This window comes from Streptomyces flaveolus (genome assembly GCF_014648815.1).
GTDB classification, from domain to species: Bacteria; Actinomycetota; Actinomycetes; order Streptomycetales; family Streptomycetaceae; genus Streptomyces; species Streptomyces flaveolus.
Genome location: NZ_BMRV01000009.1, coordinates 217,170 through 232,742 on the forward strand (window position 1 = coordinate 217,170; position 15,573 = coordinate 232,742).

The window sequence follows — 15,573 nt, forward strand, 5'->3', positions numbered from 1 at the left end:
CGGACATGGCCGTGTCACCCGCGTCGACGGCGTCCCCGTCGACGGCGTCCGCCGTCCCCGTCCCTGCGCACCCGGACCGACCGCGCGTCACGGAACTGCGGCTGTCCGCGTTCGCCCGGCACCGGCGTGCCCGGATTCCGCTCGCGCCCCTCACCCTGCTCGCCGGGCCCAGCGGCTGCGGCAAGACCAGCGCCCTGCGGGCGTACGAGGCGCTCGCCCGGCTCGGCGGCGGCGCGGAGCTCGGCACGGTCTTCCCCGACCCGGCCGCCTGCGTCCCCGAGCGGGCCCGGCCCGACGCCCAGCGGCGCCGCGGCTTCCGCATCGGCTGCACGGTCGACGGACCCGAGGGCCCGGTACGCCTCGACGTGGCCGTGCAGGCGGAGCCCGAACTGCGCATCGTGGGGGAGCGGCTGACGGCCGGCGGACTCGTCCTGCTGCAGACCGCCCTGCGCGACCCCGGCCGGCGAACCGTGCAGGCCGCCTGGCACACGGCCGGGTCGGCGCCGGTCACACGCGCTCCGCTGCCCGACGACCGGCTCGGCACCCCGCTGCTGCCGCTGCGCGTGGCGGGCAAGACCGACGGGCAGCGCAGGGTGCTGGCGGCGGCCGAGCAGACGGTGGTCGCCCTGCGCTCCGTCTTCGCCTGCGACCCGCGCCCCGCGAGGATGCGCGAGCCCGTGCCCACCGGATCCGGCCGGCTGCTCGGCGGCTGCGACAACCTCGCCGACGTGCTGTGGCGCACCCGTGCCGAGTGCGGCCGGCGGCACGCCCAGTTCGTCACCGCCGTACGCGCCGGATGCGCGGGCCCCGTCGAGGACGTCCTGGCCGAACCGCTCGTCGGCGGGGCGGTCCGCGCGCTGCTGGACCGGGGCGACGGCATCCGCACGGGCCTCCCGCGCCTCGGCTACGGCGAGCTGCGCTACCTCGCCCTCGCGCTCGTGCTCTTCACCGGCCCCGGCGTCCTGGAGGTCGACCCGGCAGGCGAGGTGCCCGCCGCGCTGCAGGCGCTCACCGTCCTCGCCGACGGCCTCGACCGCGGCCTGGACGTGCGTCAGCGCGCCGAACTGCTCCGGCTGGCGGCCCGGATGTGCGACCGCGGGCACATCCGCCTCGTCGGCGCCGTCGCGGACGCCTCCTGGACGGCGGCACCGGGCGTCACGGTGGTACACCTGAGCCCGTGACCGATCACCCCCGGCCCGCCCCGGACCTGGCGGCGTTGCAGCGCAGACTGGCCGAGTTCGCCGCCGCACGGAACTGGCAGCCGTACCACACCCCGAAGAACCTGGTCGCCGCCCTCAGCGTGGAGGCCTCCGAACTCGTCGAGATCTTCCAGTGGCTGACGCCCGAGCAGTCGGCCCGCGTCATGGACGACCCCGAGTCCGCGCACCGCGTCCGGGACGAGGTCGCCGACGTCCTGGCGTATCTGCTCCAGTTCTGCGAGGTGCTCGGCATCGATCCCCTCGCCGCGCTGGACGCGAAGATCGACCGCAACGAGTCCCGCTTCCCCGCGCGCGGCGGGAGCGGAGAATAGGGGAGCCGTACGCTCCGGTATTACTCTCCGCATCCACATCTCGTCCCTTGACCCCTTTGTTGTCCGAATATTTCTGCCTAGCTATAGCTTTTCGCCCCACACGCCTTCACTCTGGGTAGTGAGCAACGGAGTTCGGGCGGACGCGCCGCAGGCGCGTCGGACAGACGGGGGCAGCGCATGGACGCGGTGCGGCTCATCGTGACGAGCGGGCGTGCCCTGGCGGCCGGCGGCGAGGTGCCGGAGATCCTGACGGAGGTGTGGCAGGCGCAGGCGCTCGCCCAGGCGATCGGCAGCCGGCTGGCGGTCCACGGACCACCCGAACTGCGCGGCGAGGCCCTGGGACTGACCGAACTGGCGGGCCGCGGCTGCGGAGTGCTGCGCACCCCGGACCTGGCCCCGGGTGAGCTGCGCGCCGCCCAGCTCACCGAGCTGGGTGACGCCCGCCAGGCCCTGATGTGCCTCGGCACGCTCCTCGGCGAGATCGGCATCGCCCTCGTCGGCATCGCCTGCACGGTGGAGGACGAGGGCACGTACTGGCAGTGCATGGAGGCCATCGACGCGGCGGACGAGTCGCGGGACCGGGTCCTGGAGATGCTGCGCAGACTGGCGGACCGGGACGCGTCGTTACCGGAGCGGGAGGCGGGATAGCCCGAGGGGCCGCCCCGCGCGCCGTGGCACGCGGGAGCCTGTCCGGCGGACGCCGCCCGACCGGGCAGGATGGACGGCATGGATCTCCGTATCTTCACCGAGCCCCAGCAGGGGGCCACCTACGACACGTTGCTCACCGTCGCGAAGGCGACCGAGGACCTCGGTTTCGACGCCTTCTTCCGCAGCGACCACTATCTCGCCATGGGGTCCGTGGACGGGCTCCCCGGCCCCACCGACGCGTGGATCACCCTCGCCGGCCTCGCCCGCGAGACCAAGCGCATCCGGCTCGGCACGCTCATGACGGCCGGCACCTTCCGGCTGCCCGGCGTGCTCGCCATCCAGGTCGCCCAGGTCGACCGGATGTCCGGCGGCCGCGTCGAGCTGGGCCTGGGTGCCGGCTGGTTCGAGGAGGAGCACAAGGCGTACGGCATCCCCTTCCCGAAGGAGAAGTTCGCCCGCCTCGAGGAGCAGCTGGCCATCGTCACCGGCCTGTGGGCCACGGAGGCCGGCAAGACCTTCGACTTCCACGGCAAGTTCTACGACCTCACCGACTCGCCCGCGCTGCCCAAGCCCGCCCAGGCGAAGGTCCCCGTGCTCATCGGCGGCCACGGAGCCACCCGCACCCCGCGTCTCGCCGCACAGTACGCCGACGAGTTCAACATCCCGTTCGCCTCGATCGAGGACACCGAGCGCCAGTTCGCCCGGGTGCGGGCCGCCGCCGAGGAGGCCGGCCGCGGCGCCGACGCGCTGACCTACTCCAACGCCCTGGTCGTCTGCGTCGGCAAGGACGACGCCGAGGTCGCCCGCCGGGCCGCGGTGATCGGCCGCGAGGTCGACGAGCTGAAGGCCAACGGCCTGGCGGGCTCCCCGGCCGAGGTCGTCGACAAGATCGGCCGCTACGCCGCCGCCGGCGCCCAGCGGATCTACCTCCAGGTCCTCGACCTCGACGACCTGGACCACCTGGAGCTGATCTCCTCCCAGGTGCAGGCGCAGCTGTCCTGACCGCGCCCCCGCGATAAACGAAGGCGCCGGCCGGCCGCCCTGTGCGATGGTGTGACCGTCGTCCTGCCGAGCCCCCAGGATCACCACTCCTGGGGGCTTTCGCGTACGACGGCGCAGTTGTGTCCGTCCAAGCCGGAGAGGCCCTCCGCATGTTCCTGACCATCACCACCACCGGCACCCCCGAGCGCCCCGCGACCGACCTCGGCTTCCTGCTGCACAAGCATCCCGACAAGGCGCAGGCGTTCTCCACCTCCTTCGGCACGGCCCACGTGCTCTACCCAGAGGCGGAGGAACAGCGCTGCACGGCGGCGCTCCTGCTGGAGGTGGACACGGTGGCCCTGGTCCGGCGCGGCAAGGGCAAGGGCCGGGGCGGCGCCCCCGACGCGGCACTCGCGCAGTACGTCAACGACCGGCCCTACGCGGCCTCCTCCCTCCTCGCCGTGGCCCTGAGCAACGTCTTCTCCAGCGCGCTGCGCGGCGTGTGCAAGGCCCGCCCCGAGCGTGCCGCCGAGCCGCTCCCGCTACGTGTCGAGGTGCCCGTGCTGCCCGCCCGCGGCGGCCCCGACCTCGTACGGCGTCTGTTCGAGCCGCTCGGCTGGGCCGTGACCGTGGAGGCCGTCCCGCTGGACACCGCGTTCCCCGAGTGGGGGGACTCCCGGTACGTGCGGCTGACGCTGGAGGCGGACACCCTCACCCTCTCCGACGCGCTGCGCCACCTGTACGTCCTCCTCCCGGTGCTGGACGACGCCAAGCACTACTGGGTCGCCCCGGACGAGGTGGACAAGCTGATGCGGGCCGGCGGAGCCTGGCTGTACCACCACCCCGAGGTCCGGCTCATCACCAACCGGTTCCTGTCCCGCCGCTGGTCGCTGACGCGTGAGGCGATGGAGCGGCTGGAGCTCGTCCGGCTGGCCGAGACCGACGACAGCGTCGTCGAGGAGATCGACAACGCCGTGGCGCAGGAGGTGGCCCCGGAGACCGAGGAGAAGCCCACCCCGCTCGCCGTGCAGCGCCGCGAGGCGATCCTCACCGCGCTCCGGGACGGCGGCGCCGCCCGCGTCCTCGACCTCGGCTGCGGCGAGGGGCACTTGGTGCGCGAGCTGCTCAAGGACCCGCGGTTCACCGAGATCGCCGGTGTGGACGTGTCCGTGCGCGCGCTGACCATCGCCTCCCGCCGGCTGAAGCTGGACCGCATGGGCGAGCGGCAGGCCGCCCGCGTGCGCCTCTTCCAGGGCTCCCTCGCCTACACCGACAAGCGCCTCAAGGGCTACGACGCCGCCGTGCTCAGCGAGGTGATCGAGCACCTCGACCTGCCGAGGCTGCCCGCGCTGGAGTACGCCGTCTTCGGCTCGGCCCGCCCCCGCACCGTCGTCGTCACCACGCCGAACGTGGAGTACAACGTGCGCTGGGAGACCCTCCCGGCCGGCCATGTACGCCACCGCGACCACCGCTTCGAGTGGACCCGCGAGGAATTCCGCACCTGGGCGCGGGCGGTCGCCGAACGGCACGGCTACGGCGTGGAGTTCCGCCCCGTCGGACCCGACGACCCCGAGGTGGGCCCGCCCACGCAGATGGCCGTGTTCACCCTGGCCGCGAGCGACCCGAAGACCGGGGACGGGCCGCAGACCGACGACCCGAAGACCGCGAACGAGAAGGAGGCGAAGGCCGCATGACCACCACCGACACCACCGTGCGGGCCCGCGCCCTGCCCGTCACCGACCTCTCCCTCGTCGTGCTGATCGGCGCCTCGGGCTCCGGCAAGTCCACCTTCGCCCGCCGCCACTTCACGCCCACCGAGGTCATCTCCTCCGACTTCTGCCGGGGGCTGGTCGCGGACGACGAGAACGACCAGAGCGCGAGCCGGGACGCCTTCGACGTCCTGCACTACATCGCGGGCAAGCGGCTCGCCGCCGGCCGCCGCACCGTCGTGGACGCGACGAACGTGCAGCAGGACGCCCGGCGCCAGCTGATCGACCTGGCCAGGCAGCACGACGTCCTGCCGATCGCCATCGTCCTCGACGTGCCCGAGCAGGTCTGCGCCGAGCGCAACGCCGTCCGCACCGACCGGGCCGACATGCCCCGCCGGGTCATCCAGCGCCACACCCGCGAACTCCGCCGCTCCCTGCGCCACCTGGAGCGCGAGGGCTTCCGCAAGGTGCACGTCCTGCGCGGCGTCGAGGAGATCGAGCACGCCACCGTCGTCACCGAGAAGCGGTTCAACGACCTGACCCACCTCACCGGCCCCTTCGACATCATCGGCGACGTCCACGGCTGCGCCGCCGAGCTGGAGACCCTGCTCGGCAAGCTCGGCTACACCGACGGCGTCCACCCCGAGGGCCGCACCGCCGTCTTCGTCGGCGACCTCGTCGACCGCGGCCCGGACAGCCCCGGCGTACTGCGCCGCGTCATGGCGATGGTGAAGGCGGGCAACGCGCTGTGCGTGCCCGGCAACCACGAGAACAAGTACGGCCGCCACCTCAAGGGCCGCAAGGTCCAGCACACCCACGGACTCGCCGAGACCATCGAGCAGATGGACGGCGAGAGCGAGGAGTTCCGCGCCGAGGTGCGGGAGTTCATCGACGGCCTGGTCAGCCACTACGTCCTCGACGGCGGCCGGCTCGTGGTCTGCCACGCCGGCCTGCCCGAGAAGTACCACGGCCGCACCTCCGGCCGGGTCCGCAGCCACGCCCTCTACGGCGACACCACCGGCGAGACCGACGAGTTCGGGCTGCCGGTGCGCTACCCGTGGGCCGAGGACTACCGGGGCCGCGCGGCCGTCGTCTACGGCCACACCCCCGTCCCCGAGGCCACCTGGCTCAACAACACCATCTGCCTGGACACCGGCGCCGTCTTCGGCGGCAGGCTCACCGCGCTGCGCTGGCCGGAGCGCGAGCTGGTCGACGTACCCGCCGAGCGGGTCTGGTACGAGCCGGCGAAGCCGCTGCGCACCGAGGCGCCCGGCGGGCACGACGGCCGGCCGCTGGACCTGGCGGACGTTCAGGGCCGCCGGGTGGTGGAGACCCGGCACGCGGGCCGCATCACCGTACGGGAGGAGAACGGCGCGGCGGCCCTGGAGGTCATGAGCCGCTTCGCGACCGACCCCCGGCTGCTGCCGTACCTCCCGCCGACCATGGCGCCGACCGCCACCTCGGCGGTGGACGGCTACCTGGAGCACCCGAAGGAGGCGTTCGCGCAGTACGCGGCCGACGGGGTGGCGCGGGTCGTGTGCGAGGAGAAGCACATGGGCTCCCGGGCCGTCGCCCTGGTGTGCCGCGACGCGGAGGCGGCGCGCCGCCGCTTCGGCGTGGACGGCCCCACCGGGTCCCTCTACACCCGCACCGGCCGCCCCTTCCTCGACGACGCGTCCCTCACCGAGGCGGTCCTCGACCGGCTGCGCACGGCGATCGGCGAGGCCGGCCTGTGGGACGAGCTGTCCACCGACTGGCTGCTGCTGGACGCCGAGCTGATGCCGTGGTCGCTGAAGGCCTCCGGGCTGCTGCGTTCCCAGTACGCCGCCGTGGGCGCTGCCTCCGGCGCGGTGTTCCCCGGCGCGCTGGCCGCCCTGGAGGGCGCCGCGGCACGGGGCGTCGACGTCGCCGGGCTGCTGGACCGCCAGCGCGCCCGGTCCGCCGACGCGGCCGCGTTCACCGACGCCTACCGCCGTTACTGCTGGACCACCGACGGCCTGGACGGCGTCCGCCTGGCCCCGTTCCAGATACTCGCCGCCCAGGGCCGCAGCCTGGCCGCCCTGCCGCACGACGAGCAGCTCGCCCTCATCGACCGGCTCGTCGAGCACGACGGCAGCGGCCTGCTCCAGACCACCCGGCGGCTGTACGTCGACACCGGCGACCCCGAGTCGGTGCGGGCGGGCATCGACTGGTGGCTGGAGATGACCGGCCGGGGCGGCGAGGGCATGGTCGTCAAGCCTGTCGGCGCCCTCGTGCGGTGGGGGTCCTCCCGATCGAGCGAAGCCGAGAGCGGGGGAGACAAGGGCCGCCTGGTGCAGCCCGGCATCAAGTGCCGGGGCCGCGAGTACCTGCGGATCATCTACGGTCCCGAGTACACGCGTCCCGACAACCTGGTCCGGCTGCGGCAGCGGTTCCTGAACCACAAGCGGTCCCTGGCGATCCGCGAGTACGCCCTCGGCCTGGAGGCCCTGGACCGGCTCGCGGACGGCGAACCCCTGTGGCGGGTGCACGAGGCGGTCTTCGGCGTCCTGGCGCTGGAGTCGGAGCCGGTGGACCCGCGGCTGTGAATCCGGGCGGCGGGCGGGCGACGGCGGGCCGCCCGCCCGCCGCGCCCGGCGGTCAGCGGGTGTACGGCCCCCGGTACCGGTGTTCATGGCCCCCACCACGACGCGGCTCACCCAGCCGCTGCCGCTGCTGACCGGCCGCCCGGCCGCGCGGGAGCGCGCGGCGGCCCCGGTGCACGGCACGGCGGTGCGCCCGGCACCGGTGTGCCCGCTCCGGGCCTCCCGGCGCCCGAGGCACCCCGCCCGGACCGGCGTCGCGCACGGGTCCGCGCAAGCGGGGGGTGAACGCGCGCCCGAATGGTCAGGATGGAGGCATGGGATTCCACGTCGACTCCGAGGCCGGGCGGCTCAGCCGCGTCATCCTGCACCGGCCGGATCTCGAGCTCAAAAGGCTCACCCCCAGCAACAAGGACGCCCTTCTCTTCGACGACGTGCTCTGGGTGCGCCGGGCGCGCGCCGAGCACGACGGGTTCGCCGACGTGCTCCGCGACCGCGGAGTCGAGGTGCACCTCTTCGGTGACCTGCTCGCCGAGACCCTGGACGTGCCGGCGGCCCGGCGGCTCGTCCTGGACCGGGTCTTCGACGAGAAGGAGTACGGAGTGCTGGCCACCGACCACCTCCGGGCCGCCTTCGAGACCCTGCCCGCCCGCGAGCTGGCCGAGGCCCTGGTCGGCGGCATGACCAAGCGGGAGTTCCTGGACGCCCACACGGAGCCGACCTCCGTGCGCTTCCACGTGATGGAGCTGGACGACTTCCTGCTCGGCCCGCTGCCCAACCACCTGTTCACCCGCGACACCTCGGCCTGGATCTACGACGGCGTCTCGATCAACGCCATGCGCTGGCCGGCACGGCAGCGCGAGACGGTCCACTTCGAGGCGATCTACCGGCACCATCCGCTCTTCCGCGACGAGACGTTTCCGCTGTGGTCCGAGGGCCAGGCCGACTACCCCTCCACCATCGAGGGCGGGGACGTGCTGGTCATCGGCAACGGCGCCGTGCTCATCGGCATGAGCGAGCGGACCACGCCCCAGGCCGTCGAGATGCTCGCGCACAAGCTGTTCGCGGCCGGCTCGGCCCGCACCATCGTGGCCCTCGACATGCCCAAGCGGCGGGCCGTCATGCACCTCGACACCGTGATGACGATGGTCGACGGCGACACCTTCACCCAGTACGCCGGGCTCGGCATGCTCCGCTCCTACACCATCGAACCGGGCGTGGGCGAGAAGGAGCTGAAGGTCACCGACCACCCGCCCGAGCACATGCACCGCGCGATCGCCGCCGCGCTCGGACTGGGCGAGATCCGCGTCCTGACCGCGACGCAGGACGTCCACGCGGCCGAACGCGAGCAGTGGGACGACGGCTGCAACGTCCTGGCCGTCGAGCCGGGCGTCGTCGTCGCCTACGAGCGCAACTCCACCACCAACACGCACCTGCGCAAGCAGGGCATCGAGGTGATCGAGATCCCGGGCAGCGAGCTGGGCCGGGGACGGGGCGGGCCGCGCTGCATGAGCTGTCCGGTGGAACGCGCGGCCGTCTAGAGGGGCGTCCGGAGTCCTCGGAAAGGCAGGTCCGTATATAAATTCAGAACTTCGTATAGACTTCCAGGAGTCCCTGTCCCTGTACCTCTGGAGCGCCCCCATGGCGACAGTCCCGACCGCCCTCGCCGGCCGCCACTTCCTCAAGGAGACCGACTTCACCGCGGACGAGTTCCGCGGCCTGGTCGAGCTGGCCGCGGAGCTGAAGGCCGCCAAGAAGGCCGGGAGCGAGACACCGTACCTGCGGGGCAGGAACATCGCGCTGATCTTCGAGAAGACCTCCACGCGCACCCGCTGCGCCTTCGAGGTCGCCGCCGCCGACCAGGGCGCCTCGACCACGTACCTCGACCCGTCGGGCTCGCAGATCGGCCACAAGGAGTCGGTCAAGGACACCGCCCGTGTGCTCGGGCGGATGTTCGACGGCATCGAGTACCGCGGCGACAGCCAGCAGAAGGTCGAGGAGCTGGCCGCCCATGCCGGAGTGCCCGTGTACAACGGTCTCACCGACGACTGGCACCCCACCCAGATGCTCGCCGACGTGCTCACCATGACCGAGCACAGCGCGGGGCCCCTGTCGGAGATCTCCTTCGCCTACCTCGGCGACGCCCGCTTCAACATGGGCAACTCCTACCTGGTCACCGGCGCCCTGCTCGGCATGGACGTGCGCATCGTCGCCCCGAAGGCCTACTGGCCCGCCCAGGAGGTCGTCGAGGAGGCCCACAAGCTCGCCGAGGCGAGCGGGGCGCGCGTCACCCTCACCGAGGTCGTGGACGAGGGCGTCCGCGGCGCCGACTTCGTCGTCACGGACGTCTGGGTCTCCATGGGCGAGCCCAAGGACGTCTGGGCCGAGCGGATCGCCGCGCTGTCCCCGTACGCGGTGACCATGGACGTCCTGCGCGCCACCGGCAACCCGGACGTGAAGTTCCTGCACTGCCTGCCGGCCTTCCACGACCTGGGCACCAAGGTCGGCCAGGAGATCTTCGACGCCCATGGCCTCGACTCCCTCGAGGTCACGGACGAGGTCTTCGAGTCCGCGCACTCGATCGTCTTCGACGAGGCGGAGAACCGCCTGCACACCATCAAGGCCGTCCTGGTCGCCACCCTCGCCTGAGCAGCACCGATAAGCTGACCGGCGGCCCGGAGCCACCCCTTCCGCGCCGCCGACCGCGACCACCGTCGCGCCCCGCACCACCAGAAACGAGCACCACCCGCAATGCCCGCTCACCGCATCAAGTCGCCCCGACTCCTCGTCGCCGAATCCGGCGCCGACCGCGAAGGCCACGGCCTGAAGCGCACCATGGGGCTGTTCCAGCTCGTCTGCTTCGGCGTCGGCGCCATCGTCGGCACCGGCATCTTCGTCGGCCTGTCCGACTCGGTCGCCGAAGCCGGCCCGGCCGTCGTCGTCTCCTTCGTGCTCGCCGCGATCACCTGCGTCTTCACCGCGTTCGCGTTCGCCGAGCTGGGCGGCGCGATCCCCGTGTCCGGATCGTCGTACTCCTTCGCCTACGCCGGTCTCGGCGAGCGCACCGCCTTCCTGGTCGGCTGGTGCCTCCTGCTGGAGTACGGCGTGTCCGTGTCCGCGGTCGCGGTCGGCTGGAGCCAGTACGTCAACGAGCTGCTGGAGAGCGTCGTCGGCCTCCAGCTGCCGCACACGCTCTCCGCCGGTCCCGGCGACGGCGGCCTGATCAACCTCCCCGCGGTGATCGTCATCGCCCTGGCCTGCGTGCTGCTGGTGCGGGGCGTGCGCGAGAGCGCCCGGGCCACCGCGGCGATGGCCGTCCTCAAGCTCGCCGTCCTGGTCGCCTTCTGCGCCATCGGCTTCGTCGCCTTCGAGGACGGCAACCTCACCCCGTTCTCCCCGGCCGGCCTCGGCGGCATCGGCGCCGGCACCACGGCCGCCTTCTTCTCGTACATCGGCTTCGACGCCATCACCACCGCCGGTGAGGAGGCCAAGAACCCGCGCCGCGACATCCCCATCGCGATCCTGGTCTGCATCGGCCTGGTCACCCTGCTGTACTGCGCGGTCGCCGTCGCCGCGATCGGCGCCGTCGGCGGCGACACGGTCGGCGACCGGCCCGCGGCGCTGTCCTACGTCGTCAACGAGGTCACCGGCTCCACGATCGGCGGCGGCATCGTCGCCTTCGGCGCGGTCGTGGCCATCGCCTCGGTGGTGCTCGCCGTGATGTACGGCCAGACCCGCATCCTGCTGTCCATGTCCCGCGACGGGCTCGTCCCGCCGGTGTTCGAGAAGGTCTCGCCGCGCACGGCCACGCCCGTCGCCGGCACCCTGATCGTCGGCGTCGTCTTCGCGCTCCCGGCCGCCTTCGCCCCGCTGGACGCGGTGGTCAACCTGTGCACCATCGGCACGCTGGCCACGATGGCCGCCGTCAACATCGCGGTGATCGCCCTGCGCCGCCGCGAGCCGGGCCTCGCCCGCACCTTCCGCGTCCCGCTGTACCCGGTGACACCGCTGCTCGGCGTCGGCTTCTGCCTCTACCTGATCTACGAGACGGGCGCGACGACCTGGCTCCAGTTCGCCGTGTTCCTCGCGGTCGGCCTGCTGGTCTACTCGGCCTACGGGCGCCGGCACTCCCGGCTCGCCCGGACCCCGCTCACCGCGGAGGACGCCGCTGAGCGGGTACCCCAGGAAGCCTGAACCAGACCGCCTTGCCGGAGTCGGTGGGGCGGTGACCGCAGGAGGAGCTGAGGGCGCGGATCAGCAGCAGACCGCGCCCGTGCTCCTGCCAGGGGTCGGGCGGCTCCGTGTCCGGGCGCGTGAGGTCGCCCGGCGGTCGCGGGTCGGGGTCGTGCACCTCGACCTGGCAGCCGGTCGGCAGCAGCTCCACCACCAGCTCTATCGGGGCTCCGCCGGAGGTGTGCTCGACGGCGTTGGCGACCAGCTCGGCCGTCAGCAGCTCCGCGGTGTCGCTGTCGGCCGTGTGCTCCAGTTCGGCCAGCGCCGTACGCACCAGGGCACGGGCCACCGGCACGGCCGCGGTGGTGTGCGGCAGCGCGATGCGCCAGAGGGCGGGGGCAGAGGGGCGATCGTGCACGGCGAGTCCGTTCCGGAGCAGGCGGTCCTGTCCTGCTTTCAACCTTATGAATGGTACGGCGCCGCCCGGCAGAGCCCTTCGACGGGCACCACGCGGGACCTTCGACCCCGGTACCGGACGGCCTACCCGGGTGAACGTCCTCCCTCGCCCGGGCGCTCCCGCTGTTACCGCGTTATCGACGTCCGGTGACGGATGTGACGGAAGCCGATCGTCCGCCAACGGCCCCCCGCCCGGCCTATCGCGCACTCGTGACGACAGTCACAGAAGGGTGATAGCTTCGAGGGGTAGCGCTCAGTGATGCCGTGCCCGTCCCAGGAGGCCGCCCTCATGAGTCCCTTCACCGGCTCCGCCGCCCGCACCTCCGACTGGCGGCACCTGCGCGTCGATCTCACCGACGGTGTCGCCACCGTCACGCTGGCCCGCCCCGACAAGCTCAACGCGCTCACCTTCGAGGCCTACGCCGACCTGCGCGACCTGCTCGCCGAGCTGTCCCGGGAGCGGTCCGTACGCGCCCTGGTGCTGGCCGGCGAGGGACGCGGCTTCTGCTCCGGCGGCGATGTCGACGAGATCATCGGCGCCACCCTGTCCATGGACACCGCCCAGCTCCTGGACTTCAACCGGATGACCGGCCAGGTGGTGCGGGCCGTGCGGGAGTGCCCGTTCCCGGTGATCGCCGCGCTGCACGGCGTCGCGGCCGGGGCGGGTGCCGTCCTCGCCCTCGCGGCCGACTTCCGCGTCGCCGACCCCAGCACCCGCTTCGCCTTCCTCTTCACCCGCGTCGGCCTGTCCGGCGGCGACATGGGCGCCGCCTACCTGCTGCCCCGGGTCGTCGGCCTCGGCCACGCCACCCGCCTGCTGATGCTCGGCGAACCGGTGCGGGCGCTGGAGGCCGAGCGGATCGGCCTGATCAGCGAGCTCACCGACGAGGGCCACGCCGACGAGGCCGCCCGGACCCTCGCCCGCCGCCTCGCCGACGGCCCGGCCCTCGCGTACGCGCAGACCAAGGCACTGCTGACGGCCGAGCTGGACATGCCCCTGGCGGCGGCGGTGGAACTGGACGCCTCCACCCAGGCCCTCCTGATGAACGGCGAGGACTACGCGGAGTTCCACGCGGCCTTCACAGAGAAGCGCCCCCCGAAATGGCGGGGGAGGTAGGGCATGTCTCCAGCTCAGGCGAGCATGCCCACCTCAGGGGCGCGGGGCAGTGTCGATCAGCGGCTCCGCCGCGGGGCGCGACCAGCCCCCACGACGCCGCACCTGCCCGACAAGCGCGACCTCCCCGAACGCATCGCAGTCACCGGCGGAGGCCCCGGCGGCCTCTACACTGCCACCCTCCTCAAACGCCTCGCCCCCGACCGCGAGGTCACCGTCTGGGAACGCAACGCCCCCGACGACACCTTCGGCTTCGGCGTCGTCCTCTCCGACGAGACCCTCGGCGGGATCGAACACGCCGACCCGGAGGTATACGCGGCCCTCCAGCAGGACTTCGTCCGCTGGGACGACATCGACATCGTCCACCGGGGCGCCCGCCAGACCTCCGGAGGACACCGCTTCGCCGCCCTCGGCCGCCGCCGTCTCCTCGAGATCCTGCACGCCCGCTGCCACGCCCTCGGCGTGGACCTCCGCTTCCGCACCGAGGCCCCGCACCCCGACCGGCTCGCGCGGACCCATGACCTCGTCGTCGCCGCGGACGGGGTGCACAGCACCACCCGGGACGCCTACGCGGAGGTGTTCCGCCCGCACATCACCGCCCACCGCTGCCGCTACATCTGGCTGGCCGCCGAGTTCGCCTTCGACGCCTTCCGCTTCGAGATCGCCGAGACCGAGCACGGCGTGATGCAGCTCCACGGCTACCCCTACGCGCCCGACGCGTCCACCGTCATCGTCGAGATGCGCGAGGAGGTGTGGCGGGCGGCCGGCTTCGACGAGCTGGGCGAGCGCGAATCCGCCGACCGCTGCGCCAAGATCTTCGCCGACGCCCTCGGTGGCCGGCCGCTGAGGTCCAACAAGTCGGCGTGGACCACCTTCCGCACGGTCGTCAACGAACGCTGGTCGCACGGCAACGTCGTCCTCCTCGGCGACGCCGCCCACACCGCCCACTTCTCCATCGGCTCCGGCACCAAGCTGGCCGTCGAGGACGCCCTCGCGCTCGCCGCCTGCCTGGACGAGCAGCCCTCGCTCAAGGAGGCCCTGGCCGCCTACGAGGAGGAGCGGCGCCCCGTCGTCGCCTCCACCCAACGGGCGGCCCGAGCCAGCCTGGAGTGGTTCGAGGACCTCGCCCGGTACGTGGATCAGCCGCCCCGCCGGTTCGCCTTCAACCTGCTCACCCGCAGCCGCCGCGTCACCCACGACAACCTGCGGCTGCGCGACCCCGGCTTCACCGAGTCCGTGGAGCGCGAGTTCGGCTGCCCGCCCGGCACGCCCCCGATGTTCACCCCGTTCCGGCTGCGCGGCCTGACCCTGCGCAACCGCGTCGTCGTCTCCCCGATGGACATGTACTCCGCCACCGACGGCGTCCCCGGCGACTTCCACCTGGTCCATCTGGGCGCCAGGGCGCTGGGCGGCGCCGGACTGGTGATGACCGAGATGGTGTGCGTCAGCCCGGAGGGCCGCATCACCCCCGGCTGCGCCGGCCTGTACACGGGACGGCAGGCCGAGGCGTGGCGGCGGATCACCGACTTCGCGCACGACCGGGCGCCCGGCACGGCGATCGGCGTCCAGCTCGGGCACAGCGGACGCAAGGGTTCGACCCGGCTGATGTGGGAGGGCATGGACGAGCCGCTCCCCGACGGCAACTGGCCGCTGGTGGCGGCCTCCCCGCTGCCTTACCGGCCGGACGGCCAGGTTCCGCGCGAGTTGTCCCGGGCGCAGCTGACGGACGTGCGCGAGCAGTTCACGGCCGCGGCCGTCCGGGCCGCGCGCGCCGGGTTCGACCTGCTCGAACTGCACTGCGCCCACGGCTACCTGCTCTCCGGCTTCCTCTCCCCGCTCACCAACCACCGCACCGACGCCTACGGCGGCACCCTGGAGAAGCGGCTCCGCTTCCCGCTGGAGGTCTTCGACGCCGTACGCGGCGCCTGGCCCGGGGAACGGCCGATGACCGTGCGGATCTCCGCGACCGACTGGGCCGAGGGCGGCACGAGCGCCGAGGAGGCCGTGGAGATCGCCCGCGCCTTCGCCGCGCACGGCGCCGACGCCATCGACGTGTCCACGGGACAGGTCGTGGCCGATGAACGGCCGGAGTTCGGGCGGTCGTACCAGACCCCCTTCGCGGACCGCATCCGGCACGAGGCGGGCGTCCCGGTGATCGCCGTCGGCGCGATCTCCTCCTGGGACGACGTCAACTCGCTGATCCTGGCCGGACGCGCCGACCTGTGCGCTCTCGCCCGCCCCCACCTCTACGACCCGCACTGGACGCTGCACGCGGCGGCCGAACAGGGCTACGCGGGTCCCGGCGCCGAATGGCCGGCGCCGTACCGGGCGGGCAGCCGCCGCCCGCAGACCGGACGCACCGACGCCCCCAAGCCCCGGCTCGCGCTGCGCGAGTGACCC

At 73.0% G+C, this 15,573-nt stretch carries 12 protein-coding genes; 11 read left to right on the forward strand and 1 reads right to left on the reverse strand.

Features of this window, described 5'->3' with window-relative positions; genetic code table 11:
* Positions 1-5 precede the first annotated feature (5 nt).
* The 9 genes from IEZ05_RS22020 to IEZ05_RS22060 all read left to right on the forward strand — a co-directional run bounded on the left by IEZ05_RS22020 (position 6) and on the right by IEZ05_RS22060 (position 11,624).
* Positions 6-1,181: an AAA family ATPase gene (locus IEZ05_RS22020; protein WP_189231916.1), complete on the forward strand. Its 1,176-nt coding sequence runs from the start codon at positions 6-8 to the stop codon at positions 1,179-1,181.
* Positions 1,178-1,531 (forward strand): nucleotide pyrophosphohydrolase, encoded by a 354-nt coding sequence (locus IEZ05_RS22025; RefSeq protein ID WP_189231917.1) that lies wholly within the window; start codon positions 1,178-1,180, stop codon positions 1,529-1,531. Before IEZ05_RS22020 ends, IEZ05_RS22025 begins: the two co-directional genes overlap by 4 nt.
* A 177-nt stretch (positions 1,532-1,708) precedes the next feature.
* Positions 1,709-2,179 carry a DUF6099 family protein gene (locus tag IEZ05_RS22030; RefSeq protein WP_189231918.1) on the forward strand — a complete coding sequence of 157 codons (471 nt, stop codon included), beginning with the start codon at positions 1,709-1,711 and terminating at the stop codon, positions 2,177-2,179.
* A gap of 78 nt (positions 2,180-2,257) precedes the next feature.
* The gene (locus IEZ05_RS22035) at positions 2,258-3,181 is read left to right on the forward strand and encodes an LLM class F420-dependent oxidoreductase (RefSeq protein ID WP_189231919.1); all 924 of its coding nucleotides are present in this window, start codon (positions 2,258-2,260) and stop codon (positions 3,179-3,181) included.
* A 149-nt stretch (positions 3,182-3,330) separates the two neighbouring features.
* The gene (locus tag IEZ05_RS22040; RefSeq protein WP_189231920.1) at positions 3,331-4,854 is read left to right on the forward strand and encodes a 3' terminal RNA ribose 2'-O-methyltransferase Hen1; all 1,524 of its coding nucleotides are present in this window, start codon (positions 3,331-3,333) and stop codon (positions 4,852-4,854) included.
* On the forward strand, positions 4,851-7,436 hold the full coding sequence (locus IEZ05_RS22045) for a polynucleotide kinase-phosphatase (RefSeq protein WP_189231921.1): 2,586 nt from the start codon (positions 4,851-4,853) through the stop codon (positions 7,434-7,436). Before IEZ05_RS22040 ends, IEZ05_RS22045 begins: the two co-directional genes overlap by 4 nt.
* A 311-nt stretch (positions 7,437-7,747) precedes the next feature.
* Complete coding sequence (locus IEZ05_RS22050) at positions 7,748-8,971, forward strand: arginine deiminase (RefSeq protein WP_189231922.1); 1,224 nt, start codon at positions 7,748-7,750, stop codon at positions 8,969-8,971.
* Positions 8,972-9,071: 100 nt separating this feature from the next.
* Positions 9,072-10,079 carry an ornithine carbamoyltransferase gene (argF, locus tag IEZ05_RS22055; protein WP_189231923.1) on the forward strand — a complete coding sequence of 336 codons (1,008 nt, stop codon included), beginning with the start codon at positions 9,072-9,074 and terminating at the stop codon, positions 10,077-10,079.
* A 102-nt stretch (positions 10,080-10,181) separates the two neighbouring features.
* Positions 10,182-11,624 (forward strand): amino acid permease, encoded by a 1,443-nt coding sequence (locus tag IEZ05_RS22060; RefSeq protein WP_189231924.1) that lies wholly within the window; start codon positions 10,182-10,184, stop codon positions 11,622-11,624.
* Here the strand turns inward: IEZ05_RS22060 and IEZ05_RS22065 are convergent.
* A complete protein-coding gene (locus tag IEZ05_RS22065) occupies positions 11,581-12,063 on the reverse strand; it encodes an ATP-binding protein (RefSeq protein WP_189231925.1) in 483 nt (160 codons plus the stop codon). The genes IEZ05_RS22060 and IEZ05_RS22065 overlap by 44 nt on opposite strands.
* Positions 12,064-12,348: 285 nt before the next feature.
* Between IEZ05_RS22065 and IEZ05_RS22070 the strand changes: the two genes are divergently transcribed.
* Complete coding sequence (locus IEZ05_RS22070) at positions 12,349-13,176, forward strand: enoyl-CoA hydratase family protein (protein WP_189231926.1); 828 nt, start codon at positions 12,349-12,351, stop codon at positions 13,174-13,176.
* A gap of 24 nt (positions 13,177-13,200) precedes the next feature.
* Positions 13,201-15,570, forward strand: coding sequence for a bifunctional salicylyl-CoA 5-hydroxylase/oxidoreductase (locus tag IEZ05_RS22075; protein WP_373298829.1), 2,370 nt, complete (start codon positions 13,201-13,203; stop codon positions 15,568-15,570).
* Positions 15,571-15,573 lie beyond the last annotated feature (3 nt).

Bases quoted from the DNA above. Each gene is read 5' to 3' on its own strand.
- IEZ05_RS22020 (WP_189231916.1), top strand. From the start codon at position 6: ATGGCCGTGTCACCCGCGTCGACGGCGTCCCCGTCGACGGCGTCCGCC.
- IEZ05_RS22030 (WP_189231918.1), top strand. From the start codon at position 1,709: ATGGACGCGGTGCGGCTCATCGTGACGAGCGGGCGTGCCCTGGCGGCC.
- IEZ05_RS22035 (WP_189231919.1), top strand. From the start codon at position 2,258: ATGGATCTCCGTATCTTCACCGAGCCCCAGCAGGGGGCCACCTACGAC.
- IEZ05_RS22040 (WP_189231920.1), top strand. From the start codon at position 3,331: ATGTTCCTGACCATCACCACCACCGGCACCCCCGAGCGCCCCGCGACC.
- IEZ05_RS22045 (WP_189231921.1), top strand. From the start codon at position 4,851: ATGACCACCACCGACACCACCGTGCGGGCCCGCGCCCTGCCCGTCACC.
- IEZ05_RS22050 (WP_189231922.1), top strand. From the start codon at position 7,748: ATGGGATTCCACGTCGACTCCGAGGCCGGGCGGCTCAGCCGCGTCATC.
- argF (WP_189231923.1), top strand. From the start codon at position 9,072: ATGGCGACAGTCCCGACCGCCCTCGCCGGCCGCCACTTCCTCAAGGAG.
- IEZ05_RS22060 (WP_189231924.1), top strand. From the start codon at position 10,182: ATGCCCGCTCACCGCATCAAGTCGCCCCGACTCCTCGTCGCCGAATCC.
- IEZ05_RS22070 (WP_189231926.1), top strand. From the start codon at position 12,349: ATGAGTCCCTTCACCGGCTCCGCCGCCCGCACCTCCGACTGGCGGCAC.
- IEZ05_RS22075 (WP_373298829.1), top strand. From the start codon at position 13,201: ATGCCCACCTCAGGGGCGCGGGGCAGTGTCGATCAGCGGCTCCGCCGC.